The following is an 18885-nucleotide window of genomic DNA, read 5'->3' as shown; positions in this document are numbered from 1 at the left end:
CTTACCCTCCTTACCTATTACGGTTTCCGCGTGCGAGCATGCGGCTCATCTGGGCGGCGATCTGCCCACGCGAACGCTGGAACCCGGCCACATCGGGGGTGGAGACATTCATCACCACGGTCGGAGATGTGCCGCCGCCTTGCGTCTTCACCCCGAGGCTGCCGTCCTGGCCACGTGCCAGCGGCAGGATCGCCTCCGGTCCCGCTTCGCCCATCAGCCCCAGCCCGCCGCGCATCGGGAAATGCGTCGGCGAGGACACCACGCCACCACGTGCAAAGGGCGTGACCTTGCCCTGACTGAAGGCCGCGCCGTCGGCAAAGGGCAGGATGCCCCCGACCAGCGCGCCGATCCCGTCGCTCACCAACCCGCCGAGGTGATCCGTCACCGGGCGCATGGCGGAGTTGAAGGTGGTGTTGATCATCGTCTTCGCGAGGCTTTCCAGCGCATCGCTCAGACTGTCGCCATCCACCACCAGATCCTTCATCGCGCGCCGCAGCCCCCGGCTCAGGCCGGTTTCAAAATCGGCCGCATCGGCCTGGGTCGCCGCAAAGGCCGCGCGCACCCGGTCCATCTCGGCGGTGAACTGCGCCGCCATCCCGGCGGCATCGCCAAGGCTGTCCTCCAGCGGCCCCGCCTGGGATCCAAAGTCGGAATCTGTCGTGTTTGCCATGGGTTACTCCGGTTGGTTCACGTCGTTGATCTGATCCGGGAACTGCGTCATCAGATGGCTCAGGCGGTCGCGGTCCATGGGCGGTGTGCCGGCATCAAGGTTCAGCATCAGCCGCAGCTCTGCCGGGGTCAGTTGCCAGAACTCGCGCGGGGTCAGCCGCAGCCCCAGCATCCCGGCCCGCATCAGGGCCGGCCAGTCCAGCATTGCCGCACGGCTCATGCATCCCCCGCAGGCAGCGCGAAACTGAGCGCCAACAATTGCGCCGCCACCTTGGTGGCCTGCATTACGCCGCCCTTGATCTCGGCCTGCGCCAGATCTTCGCGGCTGATCTCAGACCCGCCGCCACGCAGCCCCGCCGCCAAGAGCGCCAGCATATCGCGCGAGGAAAACCGCCCGGTTTCAAAGCGTTGCACCAGGGAGATCAAGTCACCCTCGCCCAGCTCCGCCTCCAGTTCCGCCAGCGCGCCCAGTGTCAGCTTCAGCACCTGCAGCCGACCATTGAGCACCAGCGTCACTTCGCCTGCATAGGGGTTTGCCATGGCTCAGGCCGCCGTAAAGGTCAGCGCACCGGCGGAGGCCAGCGACAGCTCATAGGTGGCCTCGCCATTGTGGCTGCCTGCGTACTCCAGCGCTGTGACCTGAAACGGCCCTTCGACGGTGCCGAAATCCGGAATCACCACCTGGAACGCTGGGGTCTCGCCATCAAAGAACAACTGCCGCGCACGCTCGTCGGTGTTGGCATCGCGAAACACGCCCGGCCTGAGAGGTTTGCCGACCGCACGCCGGCTCCGCCCAACAGCTCGCGCCAGCCGCCCGCACTGTCGAGGCTGGTCACATCGACGCTCTCGGCGTTGAAACTGATACGGGTGGCACGCAGGCCTGCGATGGTGGTGAAACTGCCGGTGCCGGTCATGTCCACCTTGATCAGGAGATCCTTGCCGTTTTGAGCACTCATGGGTGAGGTCCTTCTGTTAATGCGTTGAATTTCATTCAGGAGTCTTCAAGACGCGCGGAAAACCGCAGCGCAATGGAGCGATCCCCGTTGCTCAGCCTCTTGGCGTTGGCGCGGTCGAACCACAGCCCCACCAGATGCCCGCGTGCGAGGGTCAGCGGCGCATCCACCAGCGCGTCAGAGATCGCCGCCGCCGCGCGTTTGGCCGCACTGAACCCGGCCGCATTGGCGACCACGGTCACGGTAAAGCGATGCAGCGCGCCGCCGCCTGTGACATCGGATCGGTCCCGCACGCTCTCAGCGCCGAGGGTCACATAGATCCCCGGAAGCGTGCCCGCAGGCAGCATGTCGTAGATCGCGGTGCCCACCTCTGCCGCCAACGCGGCATCGCCGATCAGGTGCTGGTAGACGGCGGTTTGCAGGCTGTGAGACAGCGCATAGGTCATGTGGCCAGCTCCTCTGTTGCGAAACAAGTGAGGTAACGCCCGTCCATGTCGCGCTCGGCCACGGCGTCGATCTTGTAGATGCGACTGCCTTCGCGAAACCGCTGGTCCGGTTTGGGGCGCGCGTTTGATCCCACCGGGGCGGCACGCAGGGTAATCCGATAGCGCTGGAGCGAGACGGAGGTGCCACGTCGGCCACTCTCGCGCCCCGTCAGCGCGTCAACCTCGGCCCAGTGCTGGCCCAGCTCGACCCAAGTGATGTCAAATCCCCCGGCGCCATCGCTGGTCGCTTGCGGATCTTCCAGCCGCAATGGGCGGTTCAATCGCGGCGCGCTCATGAGTGCACCCCGCTCCGGGACAGGCTCAGGCGCGGCATGCGGTGCCGGTCCAACAGGCTCGCCACGCCAAAGGGCATGCAGCCCGCATGCAGCGAGGTGTCATCGCGATACTCATAATAATGCGCCGCCAGCAACATCACCGCCTGCGCCAGATCGGCCGGAAGCGCGTCCCATGTTGCGGCCATCCCGGCGGTAAAGCGGATCACCGCGCCGCCCCCCGAGGGCATCATTGGCCAGACCGCCGCGCGCGGCGTCAGGCGCGGAGCATGGGCGTCGGGTGCCAGCGCATAGGCCGCCACGGGCACCTCCGTCTCCGCGCCGGTCTGATCCACCAGCGCCACCTGCGAGACGCTTGAAACCGGCGCCACCGGCAGCTCCACCACGCGGGGCCATTCGTTCAGCCGCCACTCATAGTCGCGCGTCAAGAGCGCCTTGTTGGTGCGCGCCTCGATCGCCGCGAGGCTGGCGCGCAAGAAGGCCAGAAGCACCGCGTCCTGCAACGCCTCCTCGCCAAAACCGGTGCCCAGACGCAGATGCGCCTTGAACGCCGCGAGCGGCAAAATGCTGTCGGGCAGCGGGGTCAGTTCGTGCAAAATCATCGGCTCTCTCCGCTGAAAATCTATCTCCCTCACGCGGTCTCTGCCGCGCCGTCCCTTGGACGGGTGCGCACCGGGTCTGCCGCTCGGACGGAGGGAGCAGCTGGACGACAAACCCATGAGGCACGCACCCGCCGACGGAGCCGGGCTGCCGGCCCCGTCATCCGGGCCTAAGCGCTTAGCTCAGCCCGAATTTCATCAGCTTGATCGCGGCAAAGTCGCTCACATCGCCGCCTACGCGCTTGGTGGCGTAAAACAGCACATGCGGCTTGGCGGAGAACGGGTCGCGCAGGACGCGCAAGTCCGGACGTTCGGCGATGGTGTAGCCTGCGCCAAAGTCGCCAAAGGCAATCGAGAGGCTGTCAGAGGCCACATCCGGCATGTCCTCGGCCACCAAAACCGGGTAGCCCATCAGCCGCGCAGGCTCGCCCGCCGCAAGACCATCGGACCACAGGAAGCGGCCATCAGCGTCCTTCAGCTTGCGGATCAGACCGGCCGTTTTGGAGTTCATCACAAAACTCGCACCGGCGCGGTAGCGCGCGTCCAGCGCATAGACCAGGTCGATGATCGCATCCGCCGAGCCGATATCGCCGTCGCTGCCGGTGGCCACATAGCCGATATTGCCCCAGCTCCAGCTGTCATTGTCGACCGTGGGATGGGTCAGGATGCCGGTGGGCTTGTCGATCCCATCGCCCGAAATAAAGCTCTGCGCCTCGGCGCGGGCAAATTTGTCGGCGATCCGGCCCGCGAGCCAGCCCTCGATGTCAAAGGCCGAGTCATCCAGAAGCCGTTGCGACGCCTTGGGCAGGGCCGAAAGCTCGTGCAGCGGGATCACGATGCGATCAATGGAGGGCGTGCCGGTTTCCGTGACCGAGCCGGTCTCGGTGGCCCAGCCCGCGCCCACGTCGGAATGATCGATCAGCACGTCAAACGACGTCGCCTCCACATTGACCACCGAGGCCACCGCACGGATCGACGCGGTGGATTGCAGCACCGATTTCACCACATCCGAGGTCTGCGGGTCGACGAGGAAACCGCCATCGGAATTCACCGCCGTCGACAGGGCCTTGGTGCCCATGTCGAGGCCGCGAAAGCCCTCTTCGTCGCCATGGCGCAGATAGGCCTGCATGGCCTTTTGATGCGGCGCGCCATCGACCTCCGCCGCCGCCAGATGCGGCCGGGCCGCGGTTTGGGTTTTACGATCCAACATGGTCATACGCTCTTCCGTCTGTTTGAGTTTCTCGGTCACGTCGTCTTGGAACCCCTTGAAATGCTGCACGAATTGAGAAACGGCCTGTTTCACTTCCGTGGCCACATTTTGCGGCGGGGTCGCCGCATCCTCGGGCGCGTGGCCCGTGAATGGATGATCTGTCATCTCTGGTCCTCTTTCGGGGGTTAGGGTCTGGTGGCCGCGCGCAGGGCGTCAGCGAGGGCGCGCAGGCCCGCATCGGAGGCGTCGGATTTCGCCGCCTCCGCCTCGCGCCGGGCAAGCCGCGACAGCCGGGCCGAGGGCAGCATCGGGAAGGTCACCAGCGAAACCTCCCAGAGTTGCAGTTCCTCCAACCGCCGGTGGCCTTCCTTGTCGCGGGTCGCCTTCACGGTGCGATAGCCGATCGACAGCCCCTCGATGGCCCCGGCGCGCACCAGGGCGGCGGCCTCTGCGCCTTTCTGGGTCTCCGTGAGGATGCGCCCTTTGACGCGCAGGCCCGTGTCGTCCTCAAGGATCTCATCCCAGACGCCGATGGGGTGGCTCGGGTCATGCTGCCAGAGCATCTTGACCTTGCTGCCGCGCGAGTGATGCGCCGCCAATGATGCCGCATAGGCGCCACGGGTGACGATATCCTTGCCCTGATCGGGGGCACCAAAGAGGCTCGCATAGCCTTCGATCACCTCTCCGGCGCTTAGGGACAGCGCCTCGCCAAAGCGGGCGAATTTGGTCTCGAGCCGGGGCTCATGATCTGTCAGCATCACGCTCTACCTTTCTGAAATATCTTGATTATCGCTCAGGGCAACTGCACCGACAAAAAGCCCTGAAAGGCCTGCGCAAGGATCACGGCAGCGACGCCGTAGACGGTGATCCACAGCCGTTTTTCCAGTCGTTCCATCATCCGTTCCATCCGATCCAGACGACGGTTCAATGCGTCCTGACGGATTTCGCTCACGCGTTCATGGGCATTCAGTCGCTGGCTTGGGGCACAGTCAAAGGGCGGCAACGGGTAGTCAGTCATCCGGCCCCTCCACGCTGCGCGGCGGCAGGCCCAGCATCTGGCGCTTCTCAGACTCCGTCAGGAAATCCGCCTGCGTGACGCGCCGCCACTGCGCCTCGCGTTCGGTGCTGAGGGCCTGTACCTGATCGAGGTCCGGTTTCAGCTCCAGAACTTCTCCGCCAAAGCGCATCAGCCAGTCAGAGAGTTTCGCCGCCACCCGCATCGCCAAGGGCAACACCGTCAGGCGATAGAACGCCCGGTTGGCCTCCTGATAGTTGGCATAGGTGGCATCGCCCGGAATGCCGAGGAGCATCGGCGGCACACCAAAGGCCTGCGCGATCTCGCGCGCGGCGCTGTCCTTGGTGCGGTGGAACTCCATATCGGAGGGGCTGAAACCCATCTGTTTCCAATCCAGACCGCCCTCCAGCACCATCGGCCGTCCGGCATTGCGCGCTCCCTGGAAATTGGCCTCGATCTCCTCGGAGAGGCGGCGGAACTGGTCGTCGCCCATCTGCCCAAGCCCGTCCGATCCGGTCCAGACCAGCGCGCCGGAAGGTTGCGCGGCATTGTCCAGCAGCGATTTTGACCAACGTGCGGCGGCGCCATGCACCTCGACCGCGGTGGCCGCAGCCTGAAGCGGCGCCAGACCGTAGTGATCGTCCAGCGGATGAAAGCTCTTGAGGTGGCAGATCGCGGGGCGCGCGGGGTCGATCGCAAAGCGATGCGCCTTGCCGCCGACAGTATAGTCATAGCCCATCGGCCAGCCATCACCCCCCGGCACCACCCGCATGCGATCCGGGCGCAGGATGTGCAGCTCCACCGGCCAGCCCTCATCAGCGGCAACCGCCTCGATATAGGCATTGCCCGACAGGAGCAGATTGGCATAGAGCGCTTCCAGCATCTCTGCCCGCGCCTGCGCCGCATTGGGGCGCGACAGCAGCGAGAGCAGCGGGTGGCTGTCATAACGCGCATCCGCGCTTTGCAGCACCAATGGCAGCGCGGCGGCGGCCTCGGCGATGAGTTTCACCGCGCGGTGGCCAACCGGGTTGCCCAGAAACCCTGCACGGGTCAGAGAGACCGTGTCGCGCGGCCCCCAGGCGGCCTGCGTGCCATTGCCCATGGGCAGCACCCGCGCCGCAGCGCTGGCCTTTTGCGACGGGGCCGCAGCCGCCGTCTGATCCACTCGCCCCGTCTTGCGTCGCAGCAGGTCAAAGACCATGGTGCACTCCTTTGCCGTTCCGGTTGTCGTTTGGGCCGATGCCCGTCGTGTTGGAAAACAATCTGCCACAGAGGGTTGAACATCCCGCCAGCAGGGCGCGCGCCGGGGGCGCAACACCTTGCGTCAAGCCACTGATAGAAAAGCAAAACGCCCGCGCGAGGCGGGCGTTTCACAGGTTCGATTTGGGATGGCGCGTGCCCTAGAGACGGCGGATCTTGGGGCAGCGATGCTGCTCTGCCGGGCCGACAATCAGCGCATGCAGCGCCCAGACCAGCGCATCCACCCGGTCGGGAGAGCCATCGCCGCGATATCCCTGCGCTGTCATCAGGCACATCTGCTCCTCCAGCTCTTGCAGGCCCGCTGCATGATGCACGCGACCTTGCTCATACAGCGCTGCCACGGGTTCTGCGCGCGCAGCCTTGCCTGTGCTGGCGTGAACGGGGGTGAAGGGCACCAAAGGGTCAACCTGCCGCAAGACAGACCCCACCAGCGCACCGCCCTGATTGACCTCCGCCACCAGCCGGTCGGCCCGGTAGCTATCCCGCGCGGCAATGGCGGCGCGCGCCCAGCCGGCCGGTCCCTGCCCCTGGACCGTGTGATCGGCCAGCACATAGGCGCGCCACTCGGAGATCGGCCCCTGCGTCTGCGCCCCGGCGACGATGATGCCACAGGCATCCGAGCCTTTGTGCGCACTCACCGAAGGATCAACGGCCACCACGATCCGGTCGAGCGGAGGCCTGTCACGGCGTTGGAGCTGCTCCAGCATCGCGGAAGTCCAGAGTGCGCCATCCACATCCGCCAACATCACGCCGTCCAGTTCCTGCCGCACCAGACGCGAACCCGCATAACGCGCCCGCACCTCCGCAAGGAAGCTCGACGCGAGATTGGCGCGGTTCGCCTCGGTCGGTGCATGGGTGGTGACGGTCGAGGGGCTCTGAAGCAGCTGTTTCAGCAGCGGCACATTGCGCGGTGTGGTGGTCACACAGGCGCGCGGGGCCGTGCCCAAACGCAGAGCGAACTGCAGCATATCCCATGCGTCCTGAGCGCGGCGCCATTTCGCCAACTCGTCCACCCATGCGGCATCAAACTGCGGCCCGCGCAACGCCTCGGGGTCGGAAGCAGAAAACGCCTGCGCGGTGGCCCCATTGGGCCAGACCAGCTTGCGTTCGCCTGCGCGCCACTCCGGACAGCGGTCCGGCGGCGAGCAGGCCAGGATGCCACTGTCGCCATGGATCATCACGTCGCGCACCTGATCGTAGGTCTCGCCCACCAGCGCCACCCGGCGCGCACGACCGATGCCAAAGGGCTCTGCCCCCTCAACCTCGGACCGCACCCATTCCGCACCGGCGCGGGTCTTGCCCGCACCGCGTCCGCCGAGGATCACCCAGGCGCGCCACTCGCCCACAGGCGCGCATTGATGCGGCAGCGCCCAGAGATCAAACACATAAGGCATCGCCGCCAAGGTGTGCTCATCCATCTCCTCCAGCCACATCTGCGTCATGAAGTGCGGCACGGAGGCCAGCCAGGCGGCGCTCGATCTCATCGCGGGCGGCACAGAGGTCGAACGCCACCATGCGGGCGGCACCAGGGGCATCTTTGCGATCGACAAGGGTTTTCTCCACTTTCTGGATGTCACGGATCAGGCCATCAAGTTTGGCAATCTGTGGTTTCAACTGCGCGGTGTCGGGGTTGATGTCCTGTTCGGCCTCGAACTGGGCGAGATAATCCTCGCTGATCCGACGCGCACGCCGGAGACTGTCGTGGAGAGAGCGCAGAAGGTCAGAGCTGATCTCGACCAGCTCTTCTGGGGTTTGTGGTGTCATGAGGGGGCTGCCTCGTGTCGAAACAAACCGATGGGAGAAACGGGAGGCGCGGAGTACGGCCCCATCGAGGGGCCCGGTCCGCGTCGTCACATTTTCCAGCTGCCTGACATAGTTTTACAGGCCGCAGATGAACATGCGTTGACCGAACCGTTCGCAGAGGCAACGGCGGTCCTGCACCGCGAAGCCTCGCGTCTCAGAAAACTGGAAGGAGAGGAAAAAGGCCGCAGCCCGTCCCGGTCGTTCGACAGGGGGGCTCGGCGGGGCTGAGAGATGTGCCGCAGACAGCAAGAGGGGGGCCGCGCCCCCCTCATGTCGTATCAGTTGTTGTTGCGCTCAGCTTCGATCTGGCGCCACTTGGCCACGTTGCGATTGTGCTCTTCCAGCGTCTCCGCAAAGGCGTGTCCACCGGTACCATCGGCGACAAAGAACACATAATCGGTCTGCTCCGGGTTCACCGCAGCCACCAGGCTCTCCAGGCCCGGATTGGCGATCGGTGTCGGCGGCAGCCCTTCGATCACATAGGTGTTCCAGGGGGTGACACCGCGCAGCTCGCTCTGGCGCAGGCCCCGGCCCAGCACGCCTTCGCCCTTGGTGACACCATAGATCACCGTCGGGTCGGTCTGCAGGCGCATGCCGCGATTGAGACGGTTTGTGAAGACAGATGCCACCACGCCACGTTCGTCCGCCACCGCGGTTTCCTTTTCGATGATCGAGGCAAGGATCAGCATTTCCTCGGGGCTTTCCACCGCGGCATCAGAGCTGCGCGCCTCCCAGGCATCGGCGATGCGCTTGTCCTGGCGGTCCTTCATCTCGGTCAGAACAGCCTCGCGCGAGGTTCCGGGACGGACCTCGTAGCTGTCCGGCGCCAGGCTGCCCTCGGCGGGACGACGGCCGGGGTCGCCTTCCAGGACATCCATGGCTTTGAGCGATTCAACCACCTGCCAGCTGGTCACACCTTCGGCCAGCGCGATCCGATAACGGGTGTCGGCCTCGGCTTTTTTCTCGGTGTAAACCGCAGGGGTTTCATCAACGCCGGGCACGAACTCCGCACGTTCAACGAATGAATTCGTCGCCGGATCCAGCTCGCGCACTTCGGCCAGCACGCGGGTGACACCGACGCGGTAAACGATCTCTGTGCCGCAGGTGGAAGCACCGCCGCGCGTGATGGTGTCAATGATGCTCTCCATCGACGCGCCGGGTTCGACCAGATAGCTACCAGCCTTCAGATCCTGCGCCTTGTCGGAGTATTTCACACCAATACGGAAGATCGAGCTGCTGCTGACGGCGCCGTCTTCTTCCAGCTTTCGGCTGACACGGGACATATTGGTCCCGCTCGGCACCTGAAAGCAGATTGCCTCCGACAGCGGACCCTCGGAGGAGTATTCATTCTTACCCCACAGGATCACGCCCGCGAAGAGGAACAGGCCGACGATCAGGATCGTCAGCATATTCGAGGCCAGGCTGCGCCACATATCAGTCGCTCACTTTCCCGAAGATCACCGAAGCATTGGTGCCGCCAAAGCCGAAGGAGTTCGACAGCGCCACGTTGATCTCGCGTTCGCGTTTTGCATTCGGGGCCAGATCCACCGGAGTTTCCACCGCAGGCGTATCCAGGTTGATGGTCGGCGGTGCCACCTGATCGCGGATTGCGAGGATGGAGAAGATCGCCTCGATCGCGCCCGCAGCACCCAAGAGGTGGCCGGTGGCGGATTTGGTCGAGGACATGGTCGCCTTGCCCGCGTGATCGCCCAGCAGGCGCTCAACCGCGCCCAGCTCGATCGTGTCCGCCATGGTGGAGGTGCCATGGGCGTTGATATAGTCGATGTCCGCAGCCGTCAGACCGGCATTGGCAAGGGCCGCCCGCATGGAGCGTTCACCGCCTTCGCCGTTCTCGGACGGCGCGGTGATGTGATAGGCATCGCCGGACAGACCATAGCCCAGAACCTCGCCATAGATCTTGGCCCCGCGTGCCTTGGCGTGTTCGTATTCTTCCAGCACCACGATGCCGGCGCCCTCGCCCATCACGAACCCGTCGCGGTCCGCATCATAAGGGCGCGAGGCCTTGGTCGGGTCATCGGCATACTTTGTCGACAGCGCCTTGCAGGCGTTGAATCCCGCGATGCCGATCTCGCAGATCGCCGCCTCGGCGCCGCCTGCGATCATCACGTCCGCATCGCCGGATTTGATCAGGCGGGACGCGTCACCAATGGCATGGGCGCCGGTGGAGCATGCAGTCACCACCGAATGGTTCGGACCCTTGAAGCCGTGACGGATGGAGACCTGGCCGGAGATCAGGTTGATCAGTGCGCCGGGAATGAAGAACGGCGACACGCGGCGCGGACCCTTTTCCTTGATCATCACGGCGGTGTCGGCGATCGACGACAGGCCACCGATGCCGGAGCCAATCATCACGCCGGTGCGCAGGAGGCTTTCCTCGTCCTCGGGTGTCCAGTCCGCATCTTTCACGGCCATCTCAGCCGCCGCAATGCCGTAGAGGATGAAGTCATCGATCTTTTTCTGATCTTTCTTCACCACCCAGTCGTCAGGATTAAAGCTGCCGTCGGTGCCATCGCCGCGCGGAACTTCGCAAGCGTAGGTCGTGGCAACACCGCTTTCCTGCGCATCAAACAGGGTGATCGGACCGGCGCCGGACTGCCCGTCCAGAAGCCGCGCCCAGGTTTCCTCGACCCCGGATGCCAGGGGGGTCACCAGGCCCAGTCCGGTAACAACAACTCGACGCATTCCTTGCTCTCCTTAGCACTTCAGCAATTCGTCCATCCAATTACCTTGGAATGGCCAAAAGGTGCAAGAGCGGGAAGACGCCGGGGCGGTTCGATCAGTTTTATGTTAATTCACCGTGAGCGTTCGACCGCCTGTAAGGCTTTGGTAACGCTGATGCGCAATACTGGAGCTTGGACGCAGCAAAGAACCGGGGATCCCCCATATGAGGCTCTTTAAGCAAAGCAGGCCGTAGGAACAGAAATTCCCTACGGCCTGTGTTCGTTCACAAACAGCCACTCACCCAGAAATGCCGTCGTTTTGACGAAACCATCCCATCAGTCCTCGCCCGGGCTCGCACAGGCGCATGTCTGGGGTGACGTGGCAGGATCTTGCCGTCATGAACGTCACAAGATCAGCATCATTGACGGCCTGAAGCCGCCACAAGACCGCATGGCCCAGAGCTCTACGGTCCCGCGTCACCGCCAGATCGGCACAGTGCGGTCAGAGGAACTCTGCCACCGGCTCCGCAGTCGGCTGTGCGGCGGCCAGAGCCTCGGCGACGGTGATGGTCTTGTTGAACAAGGCCCGCCCCACTAGTGCGCCAGAGATGGTCTGCAGATACTTGAGCCGCGAAATATCATCGACGCTGCGCACCACGCCACTGGCGATCACCGGCGATTTTGCCAGGCCCGCAAGGGCGGAGACCTGACCAAGCTGACCTTCCAGATCGCTCATGTCGCTGTCGATATCGGTGACCACGATGCCCGCGAAAGGCGTATTCTCGAAGGCGGCAATAAAGGCCTCCGGCGTCCATGCGCCGGACTTGCGCCAGCCTTCGGTCATCACCTGCCCCTGCCAGATATCCACGGCCAGCACGATCTGATCCGGATGGTATTTGGCCAGTTCGGACGCGGCGGCAGGGTCATAGGCGGCCATGGTCCCGATCACCACACGGCCTGCCCCCTTGTCGATCCAGTATTCGGCACACTCTCGCGAGCGGATGCCGCCGCCCAGTTGCACCGGGATCCCAGCGGTTCGGATGATCTCCTCCACCAGCGCCGCATTGCTGTCGTCGCCCTGCAAGGCGTTGAAGTCGGTCAGATGCATCCACTGCGCCCCGGCTTCGGCAAATCCCTTCGCCGTCTCCACGGGATCGACATGCCAGACCATCGGCGCATCCAGGTTCCCCTTGTCGAGGGTCACGCAGCGACCGTCCAGCAACTCCATTGTGGGGTAAATCATCATGTGATGTCATCTCCGATCATTTTCATAATGATCATGAGTATAGCACAAGATGGCTGATTTTCGATGCGGAACGCGCGCGCTCAACCGCGAGGCAAAGGCTCAGCAAACAAAAAGCGGCGCTTCCCCGCAGGAAAGCGCCGCCCTTTCAATCACGAATTCGTGAGGTCTCGCGGAAGGGTCCGATCAGGACGCTTCGGAGATGAACTTCACTGCGTCGCCGAAGGTCTGGATGGTCTCGGCCGCGTCGTCCGGAATCTCGATGCCGAACTCTTCTTCGAACGCCATGACCAGCTCAACGGTGTCGAGGCTGTCTGCGCCCAGGTCGTCGATGAAGGAGGCGCTCTCGGTCACCTTGTCTTCTTCAACACCCAGGTGCTCTACAACGATCTTTTTCACGCGATCTGCGACGTCGCTCATGTCTATTCCTCGTTTTTTATCAGGGCATGATGCCCGGTTCTGCCCTTACCCACTCGGGAGGGTTGGTTTTGCCCAAGCGGGCGGTGGGGTCCCCATCCGGAAACGGGGGCGTGATGGCTAAGCAAGGTGCCAGCCAACACGAAGATGGGGGGCCTATAGCACAGACGCAAGCCAACGCAAATCATTTCCAACCCGTAAAGCGCCGTTGCAGGCGCAGCATTTCGCCCTGGAAATGGCCGCGCGGACGACCTCGAATTCCGCGCCGCAGCATAAGCGGGCGCGTGGTCTGGGTTCGCGGAGTTTGATCACTCAAGCCCCTGAAATAATGAAGAAAGCCGCGCGGTTCCCCACACGGCTTTCCCAAAGGGCAACGCGGATCGGATCAGATCATCGCCATGCCACCGTTCACATGCAGCGTTGTGCCGGTCACATAGGCGGCCTCTGCAGAAGCCAGATACAGCACGGCGGCGGCGATTTCTTTCGAATCTCCCATCCGGCCGGCGGGGATTTGCGTCAGGATCGCGTCCTTCTGCGTGTCATTCAACTTGTCAGTCATCGCGGTCGCGATAAAGCCCGGCGCCACGGCGTTCACGGTGATGCCGCGGTTGGCGACCTCATAGGCCAACGATTTCGACATGCCGACCATGCCCGCCTTTGCGGCGGCATAGTTGCCCTGCCCCGGATTACCGGTGGCGCCGACGATGGAAGAGATGTTGACGATGCGGCCCCAGCGCGCCTTCATCATGCCGCGCAACACGCCGCGGCACAGACGCATGGTGGCGGTCAGGTTCACGTCCAGCACGCTCTGCCATTCCTCGTCTTTCATCCGCATGAATAGGTTGTCCTTGGTGATACCGGCATTGTTCACCAGAATATCAACAGAGCCCATCACCTCGGCGGCCTGTTTCGGCAATGCCTCAACCGCCTCGGCATCGGAGAGGTTGCAGGTCACCACATGCGCCCGTTCGCCAAGCTCCTCGGCCAGCGCGTGCAGCGGGTCGGGCCGGGTGCCGGACAGCGCAACAGTCGCACCCGCTGCGTGGAGAGCGCGCGCAATGTCGCCACCGATGCCACCCGATGCGCCTGTGATCAGCGCGTTCTTACCTGTCAGATCAAACATATCTGTCTCTTCCTTATGGATTATGCGCCGGTCACGGCTTTGACGTCGGCGTCGGTGCCAACCTGGTTTGATACGAGGGCGCGGTCGATCTTGCGGATCATGCCAGACAGCGCCTTGCCCGCGCCGATCTCCCAGAACTCTGTGACGCCATTGGCGGCCATCGCCTGCACGCTCTCGCGCCAGCGCACGGACCCAGTGACCTGCTCCACCAGCAACTGGCGGATGGTGTCGGGATCAGTGACCGCATCGGCGCGCACATTGGCGATGAGCGGCACCGCAGGCGCCTTGATTTCAACGCCCGCAAGCGCTTCGGCCATCACATCGGCGGCGGGCTGCATCAGGGCGCAGTGGAACGGCGCTGAGACCGGCAGCATCACTGCGCGTTTGGCGCCTTTCTCCTTGGCGATCTCGGCGGCGCGCTCCACAGCGGCCTTGTGACCGGAGACCACCACCTGCGTGGGATCATTGTCGTTGGCGGCCTGCACCACCTCGCCCTCGGCGGCGGCCTCGGCGGCGACGGCTTTCACCGTCTCAAAATCCAACCCCAAGAGCGCCGCCATAGCGCCAACGCCGACGGGAACGGCGCTTTGCATGGCCTGGCCACGGGTGCGCAGCAGACGGGCCGTGTCGGCAATGCTCAGCGAACCGGCGGCCGCCAGGGCGGAATATTCGCCCAAGCTGTGACCGGCCACAAAACTCGCCTTGTCGATGGAAACACCCTCAGCCTCCAGCGCGCGCATCGCGGCCATGGAGGTGGCCATCAGTGCGGGCTGCGCGTTCTGAGTCAGGGTCAGGGCTTCGATTTCACCCTCCCAGATCAGCGTGCTCAGACGTTCGCCCAGGGCGTCGTCCACCTCGTCAAAAACGGCTTTGGCAGCCGGATAGGCCTCGGCCAGCGCCTGTCCCATTCCGATGGTCTGTGCGCCCTGTCCGGGGAATACGAAAGCGATCGACATGGCTGTCCTCATTCAAAAAACTGTCTTCTGCGTTGGTTTAAACGGGGCGGAACGGGCACACAAGCATTGGGTTCGGTGAAATCCACGCGGCTGTGGACAATTCAACAGCGCCCGCCGCACGCGTGGACGCACTCGTGGACTCAAGGGCGCAGATCACCTGTGCATGAGCGAATACTACTGATGATTGCGCCCGCCCCGTGTGTTGCTAGGTTGGAACCAACGCTAGCCCCAGTAAGGACCGATGTCCCATGTCCCGTCTCAACACCCACCAGAGTTATGGCTCTGTCAGCAAGAGCTTTCACTGGCTGACTGCCTTGCTGATCCTCACCGCCTTTCCCCTTGGGTATTTCGCCAACTCTCTCGCCCATACGATTCAGGGCCCGGAGTTCGACGGCTCCCAAGCCACGATAGATCGCGCCAAACTGCTGTTTTCCCTGCACAAGACCATTGGCGTCACGGTGTTCTTCACGGCGCTGCTGCGCATTCTATGGGCGATCACCCAGGAGAAACCGCGCCTGCTGCACCCGGATCGCAAGCTGGAGGCCTGGGCGGCAGAAACCGCGCATTGGGTGCTCTATTGTGCGATGGTGATCGTGCCGCTGTCAGGCTGGATCCACCACGCCGCGACGGACGGGTTTGCCCCGATCTGGTGGCCGTTCGGGCAGAACCTGCCGATGGTACCGAAATCCGAGCTGCTGTCGGAGATGTTCGCCAGCATACATTATTATGCCATGCTGCTGCTGGGGGCGTCGATCCTCGCCCATGTGGCTGGCGCGCTGAAACACCATGTGATCGACAAGGACAGCACCCTTCTGCGGATGCTGCCCGGTGAGCGCGCCATGCCGGAGCCCCCGGCGCAGACGCACTCGGTTCTCCCGTTTGTCACCGCTGTGCTGGTGTGGACCATGGTGATTGGCGGCAGCACGGTGCTGTTTGTACGCTCACACAGCGCCGCGGAACCTGCCGCGCCAGTTGCAAGTCAGACCGCCGACGGCTCTGGCTGGGCGGTCCAAAACGGCACCCTCGGCATCGAGGTCGTGCAGATGGGCAGCGCCGTGAGCGGCAGCTTTGCAGACTGGAGCGCCAATATTACCTTCGCCGAGCCCGACGCGCCCGGCCCTGCCGGTGATGTGGAGGTGACGATCGCCATTCCGTCGCTGACGCTGGGATCTGTCACGGATCAGGCCATGGGGGCTGACTACTTCGATGCGGAAGCCTACCCATCCGCGGTGTTTGCGGCCGACATCGTGCAGATCGAGGGCACAAGCTACGAGGCGCAAGGCACGCTCACCATCCGCGACCAATCAGTGCCCACCACCCTGCCCTTCACGCTGGAGATCGAAGGCGGCACGGCCACCATGAGCGGTCGCACCGAAGTCAACCGGCTGGACTTCAACGTCGGCACCGGCACGCAGGACGAAGGCACGCTGGGCTTTGGCGTTGATATCACGGTGGAGCTGACCGCAACCCGCGTCGAGTGACCGTCCTGCTGGGATACAACAAAGCCGCCGCGCCCGGGAGCAGGCGCGGCGGCTTTTCTCATGTCTGCAGGTTCACGTCCGCGCTGCGAGATTAGTGACCGAGGTACTGTGTCCCCAGCGTATCGCGATACTGATCCGCCCATTTCTTGTTGATCGCATCAATGGTGCCATCGGCGCTGGCCTCGCTGTAGCAGCGGTTGAAATCCGCCGTCAGCGCCTCGGAGCGGAAATTCATGCCATAATCGGAGGGCGCAAAGATCGCCTGAAATGTCACGCCCTGATTGGGATCGAACATCAGGTCGTCGGCCTGGTCGCGCAGCTGGCGATTGTATTCGGCAAAGATCATGCCGTCACCGATCACCGCGTTCACGCGCTTGCCAAAGATCATCCGGCTCTGGCCGATCTGATCCGCGACTTCCTTGTAGCTCTTGAAGCTGGGCACCGCGTCCTTCAGCCCCGGCAGAATCTCAGACGCGCCCATGAAAGCGATGACCGACTGTCCCGAAAGCGCGCCGAGATCCGCATAGGAGGCGCTGGCCTCGGTCAGGGATGACACGCCGTTCTGATACTGGATGTAGACCTCGCTCTGGTGACCGTCCAGCGGCATGCCGAGCGGAACAGTGGCAACTCCGTCGCCCTTGCCATTTGCATAGGTCTTCCAATGGCGGGTGAACGGCTGGATCTCAAAGGTCACGCTATGCCCGCAACGTTCCATCACGGTTGTGATGACCTCTGCTTCGCGTCCGGTGCCATCGGCGTTGAACATCGGTGGCAGGTCCCCGGCAAGGATGGTCAGATCCTCGGCGCTGGCCATGGCGGGCAGCTGGGTAGTGAGGACAAAGGCAAGGGCGGCGACGACACGAGAGGGGTTAGACATGGGCTGGCTCCTGAACGGCTGGCACGGAAGGGATGCGCGTTCACGTTTCACGACATGGGCTAACGATGGTTTAATGGCGCCTCGGCAAAATGCGCATGAAAAGAGTTAGTTTTTCGCAAAATGCCAAGCATCCGCAGGATCCGACCGCGACCTGTCGCCGGGGCGCGATCAGTGGATGCCGCTGGTCAATCCGCGCATCAGCCAGCGTTGGGACAGCAGGATCACCAGCCCCGGCGGCAGCATCGCCAGAAGCGCCAGCGCCTGCCCCTGCACCGCATCTGGCCCGGCGCGCACAACGCCGCTGACTACCGTCACCATGTCCTGCCGGGTGGTCGACAGCATCAACGGCCAGACATATTGGTTCCAGCCCAGCACAAAGAAGATCGCAAACAGCGCCGCAATCATCGGCGCAGAGATCGGCAGAATAATATCCCGCAGACAGCGTATCGGGTGGGCTCCGTCCAGACGTGCGGCCTCGATCAACTCCTTGGGCACCTGTCGCAGAAACTGGCGGAACACCAGCACGCCAAAGCCACTGGCAACGATGGGCAGCACCATCCCGGCATGACTGTTCAGCAGCCCCAGCTGATGCACCACCGCAAAGCTCGGCAGGATGCGTGTCTCAATGGGAAAGAACATTGCCAGCAACATCAGGCCAAAGATCCAGTCCCGCCCCGGCAGCGGGAAGAACACCAGCGCAAACCCCGCCAGCAGGGACAGGGTGCAGGCCAATGTCGCCACCCCAAGCGCAAGCAGCACAGAATTGCCCAGCATGCGCCAGAGGCTGACATCATATCCAAGCACCCCATCGGCTCCAAACAGGGTCTGGAACTGCGGCCAGAGGTTCGGAGCAGACAGAAGATCCACCACCAGCAGCGCAACCGGCCCGACCATCACGACGCAGCCGAGGATCAGGATCAGGTGGTCAGTGACCTTGGCAAGAGAACGCGGCATGGGCAGACCTGACAGATATTTCCAAGGGGAAGTCCTGCGGGCCAGATGCTCTGCAGCGCTCGTTGATGTCAATCAAAGGATTGCGCGGCATACAAAAATGCCACCGGCGCGCGCTGGCACCGGTGGCACTCTCAATCGTCTTGAAGGCGCAGGCGCGGCTTATTCGGCCTTCATCGCCTCGACGGAGATATGTACTTCGACCTCGTCGCTGACGTAGGGGGCAAACTGGCCCAGCTCATACTCGGACCGCACCAATGTGGTGGTTGCGTCAAAGCCTGCCCATGGTTTCTTCGCCATCGGGTGCTCACCCGTCTGGTTCAGCTTGGCGTCGAGAACGACCGACTTGGTCACGCCATTCAGGGTCAGATCGCCGGTGATCAGGGCGGTGTCGTCGCCGGTCACTTCGATGCCGGTGGAGGTGAAGGTGACCATCTCTTCATCGGTGGCACCAAAGAAATCATCGGACATGAAGTGGTTGAAGCGTGCTTCCCACCCGGTCAGCATGGAGTTTGCCGGCATGGATACGGTGACGGAGGAGTTCGCCGGGTCTTCCTGGTCGAACATGATCTCGCCCTCAAAGCCGGAGAACATGCCGTAGGTGGTCGAAAAGCCGAGGTGGTTGTAGTTGAACAGGATCTGGCTATGGCTCGAGTCCAGAGTGTATTTCTCTGGTGCGGCGAAAGCAGAGGTCGCGGCAGTACCGATCAGCGCAGCAGCAAGAAGGATCTTTTTCATGGGCTTGGACTCCAAAGTCGTGGTTTTCATGGTCATAATGTCGGCCATGCGGTTGGCGTCAGCTAGTCCGCAAAACCCAACATCGGGTGTTGGTATATGAACACCCGACCCTGCGGTTCTTTTCACAGTGC

Annotated in this window: 22 protein-coding genes and 1 pseudogene; 1 reads left to right on the top strand and 22 read right to left on the bottom strand. The window is 63.4% G+C overall.

From position 1 onward, the window contains the following. Positions 1-10 precede the first annotated feature (10 nt). The 19 genes and pseudogenes from CLV89_RS10020 to fabD all read right to left on the bottom strand — a co-directional run bounded on the left by CLV89_RS10020 (position 11) and on the right by fabD (position 14707). On the bottom strand, positions 11-670 hold the full coding sequence (locus CLV89_RS10020; protein WP_106163529.1) for a phage tail tape measure protein: 660 nt from the start codon (positions 668-670) through the stop codon (positions 11-13). Positions 671-673: 3 nt separating this feature from the next. Continuing rightward, positions 674-889: a rcc01693 family protein gene (locus CLV89_RS10015; protein WP_106163528.1), complete on the bottom strand. Its 216-nt coding sequence runs from the start codon at positions 887-889 to the stop codon at positions 674-676. Beyond that, a complete protein-coding gene (locus CLV89_RS10010) occupies positions 886-1209 on the bottom strand; it encodes a gene transfer agent family protein (protein WP_106163527.1) in 324 nt (107 codons plus the stop codon). The genes CLV89_RS10015 and CLV89_RS10010 overlap by 4 nt, the downstream gene beginning before the upstream one ends. Before the next feature lie 3 nt (positions 1210-1212). Beyond that, positions 1213-1625, bottom strand: a pseudogene (locus tag CLV89_RS10005) (phage major tail protein, TP901-1 family). A gap of 35 nt (positions 1626-1660) precedes the next feature. Continuing rightward, the gene (locus tag CLV89_RS10000) at positions 1661-2068 is read right to left on the bottom strand and encodes a DUF3168 domain-containing protein (RefSeq protein WP_106163526.1); all 408 of its coding nucleotides are present in this window, start codon (positions 2066-2068) and stop codon (positions 1661-1663) included. Beyond that, positions 2065-2403, bottom strand: coding sequence for a head-tail adaptor protein (locus CLV89_RS09995; RefSeq protein ID WP_106163525.1), 339 nt, complete (start codon positions 2401-2403; stop codon positions 2065-2067). The genes CLV89_RS10000 and CLV89_RS09995 overlap by 4 nt, the downstream gene beginning before the upstream one ends. After that, positions 2400-3002, bottom strand: a complete 603-nt coding sequence (locus tag CLV89_RS09990) for a head-tail connector protein (RefSeq protein ID WP_106163524.1) — start codon at positions 3000-3002, stop codon at positions 2400-2402. The genes CLV89_RS09995 and CLV89_RS09990 overlap by 4 nt, the downstream gene beginning before the upstream one ends. A gap of 175 nt (positions 3003-3177) precedes the next feature. Then, complete coding sequence (locus tag CLV89_RS09985; protein ID WP_106163523.1) at positions 3178-4374, bottom strand: phage major capsid protein; 1197 nt, start codon at positions 4372-4374, stop codon at positions 3178-3180. 20 nt (positions 4375-4394) lie between these two features. Next, positions 4395-4967 (bottom strand): HK97 family phage prohead protease, encoded by a 573-nt coding sequence (locus CLV89_RS09980; RefSeq protein ID WP_106163522.1) that lies wholly within the window; start codon positions 4965-4967, stop codon positions 4395-4397. A 35-nt stretch (positions 4968-5002) separates the two neighbouring features. Beyond that, positions 5003-5227, bottom strand: a complete 225-nt coding sequence (locus CLV89_RS09975) for a GTA head formation protein, RCAP_rcc01685 family (protein WP_106163521.1) — start codon at positions 5225-5227, stop codon at positions 5003-5005. After that, positions 5220-6425, bottom strand: a complete 1206-nt coding sequence (locus CLV89_RS09970; RefSeq protein WP_106163520.1) for a phage portal protein — start codon at positions 6423-6425, stop codon at positions 5220-5222. The genes CLV89_RS09975 and CLV89_RS09970 overlap by 8 nt, the downstream gene beginning before the upstream one ends. A 199-nt stretch (positions 6426-6624) precedes the next feature. Continuing rightward, positions 6625-7968: a DNA-packaging protein gene (locus CLV89_RS09965; protein ID WP_423837297.1), complete on the bottom strand. Its 1344-nt coding sequence runs from the start codon at positions 7966-7968 to the stop codon at positions 6625-6627. Then, positions 7895-8248 carry a ubiquitin family protein gene (locus CLV89_RS09960; RefSeq protein ID WP_106163519.1) on the bottom strand — a complete coding sequence of 118 codons (354 nt, stop codon included), beginning with the start codon at positions 8246-8248 and terminating at the stop codon, positions 7895-7897. Before CLV89_RS09960 ends, CLV89_RS09965 begins: the two co-directional genes overlap by 74 nt. A gap of 317 nt (positions 8249-8565) precedes the next feature. Next, complete coding sequence (gene mltG / locus CLV89_RS09950; protein ID WP_106163517.1) at positions 8566-9720, bottom strand: endolytic transglycosylase MltG; 1155 nt, start codon at positions 9718-9720, stop codon at positions 8566-8568. 1 nt (position 9721) lies between these two features. Continuing rightward, the gene (gene fabF, locus CLV89_RS09945) at positions 9722-10990 is read right to left on the bottom strand and encodes a beta-ketoacyl-ACP synthase II (protein ID WP_106163516.1); all 1269 of its coding nucleotides are present in this window, start codon (positions 10988-10990) and stop codon (positions 9722-9724) included. A 480-nt stretch (positions 10991-11470) separates the two neighbouring features. Beyond that, a complete protein-coding gene (locus tag CLV89_RS09940) occupies positions 11471-12214 on the bottom strand; it encodes a 1-(5-phosphoribosyl)-5-[(5-phosphoribosylamino)methylideneamino]imidazole-4-carboxamide isomerase (protein ID WP_106163515.1) in 744 nt (247 codons plus the stop codon). Between the two features lie 183 nt (positions 12215-12397). Further along, on the bottom strand, positions 12398-12631 hold the full coding sequence (locus CLV89_RS09935; protein ID WP_005645147.1) for an acyl carrier protein: 234 nt from the start codon (positions 12629-12631) through the stop codon (positions 12398-12400). A gap of 382 nt (positions 12632-13013) precedes the next feature. Then, complete coding sequence (fabG, locus tag CLV89_RS09930; protein ID WP_106163514.1) at positions 13014-13751, bottom strand: 3-oxoacyl-[acyl-carrier-protein] reductase; 738 nt, start codon at positions 13749-13751, stop codon at positions 13014-13016. Positions 13752-13771: 20 nt separating this feature from the next. Continuing rightward, positions 13772-14707: an ACP S-malonyltransferase gene (gene fabD, locus CLV89_RS09925; RefSeq protein WP_106163513.1), complete on the bottom strand. Its 936-nt coding sequence runs from the start codon at positions 14705-14707 to the stop codon at positions 13772-13774. 248 nt (positions 14708-14955) lie between these two features. Here fabD and CLV89_RS09920 point away from each other — a divergent pair, with 248 nt between their 5' ends. After that, the gene (locus CLV89_RS09920) at positions 14956-16188 is read left to right on the top strand and encodes a cytochrome b/b6 domain-containing protein (protein WP_106163512.1); all 1233 of its coding nucleotides are present in this window, start codon (positions 14956-14958) and stop codon (positions 16186-16188) included. A 91-nt stretch (positions 16189-16279) separates the two neighbouring features. Here the strand turns inward: CLV89_RS09920 and CLV89_RS09915 are convergent, their stop codons facing one another. From CLV89_RS09915 to CLV89_RS09905, 3 genes are all read right to left on the bottom strand, one after another. After that, the gene (locus tag CLV89_RS09915) at positions 16280-17065 is read right to left on the bottom strand and encodes a type 2 periplasmic-binding domain-containing protein (RefSeq protein ID WP_106163511.1); all 786 of its coding nucleotides are present in this window, start codon (positions 17063-17065) and stop codon (positions 16280-16282) included. A gap of 168 nt (positions 17066-17233) precedes the next feature. After that, positions 17234-18019, bottom strand: a complete 786-nt coding sequence (locus CLV89_RS09910) for a carbohydrate ABC transporter permease (RefSeq protein ID WP_106163510.1) — start codon at positions 18017-18019, stop codon at positions 17234-17236. 159 nt (positions 18020-18178) lie between these two features. Then, entirely contained in the window at positions 18179-18754 is a 576-nt protein-coding gene (locus tag CLV89_RS09905) for a YceI family protein (RefSeq protein WP_106163725.1), read from the bottom strand. Positions 18755-18885 lie beyond the last annotated feature (131 nt).

The sequence above is a fragment of the Tritonibacter scottomollicae genome (assembly GCF_003003215.1).
Classification (GTDB): Bacteria; Pseudomonadota; Alphaproteobacteria; order Rhodobacterales; family Rhodobacteraceae; genus Epibacterium; species Epibacterium scottomollicae.
This window is presented reverse-complemented; position numbering and strand designations above follow the sequence as displayed.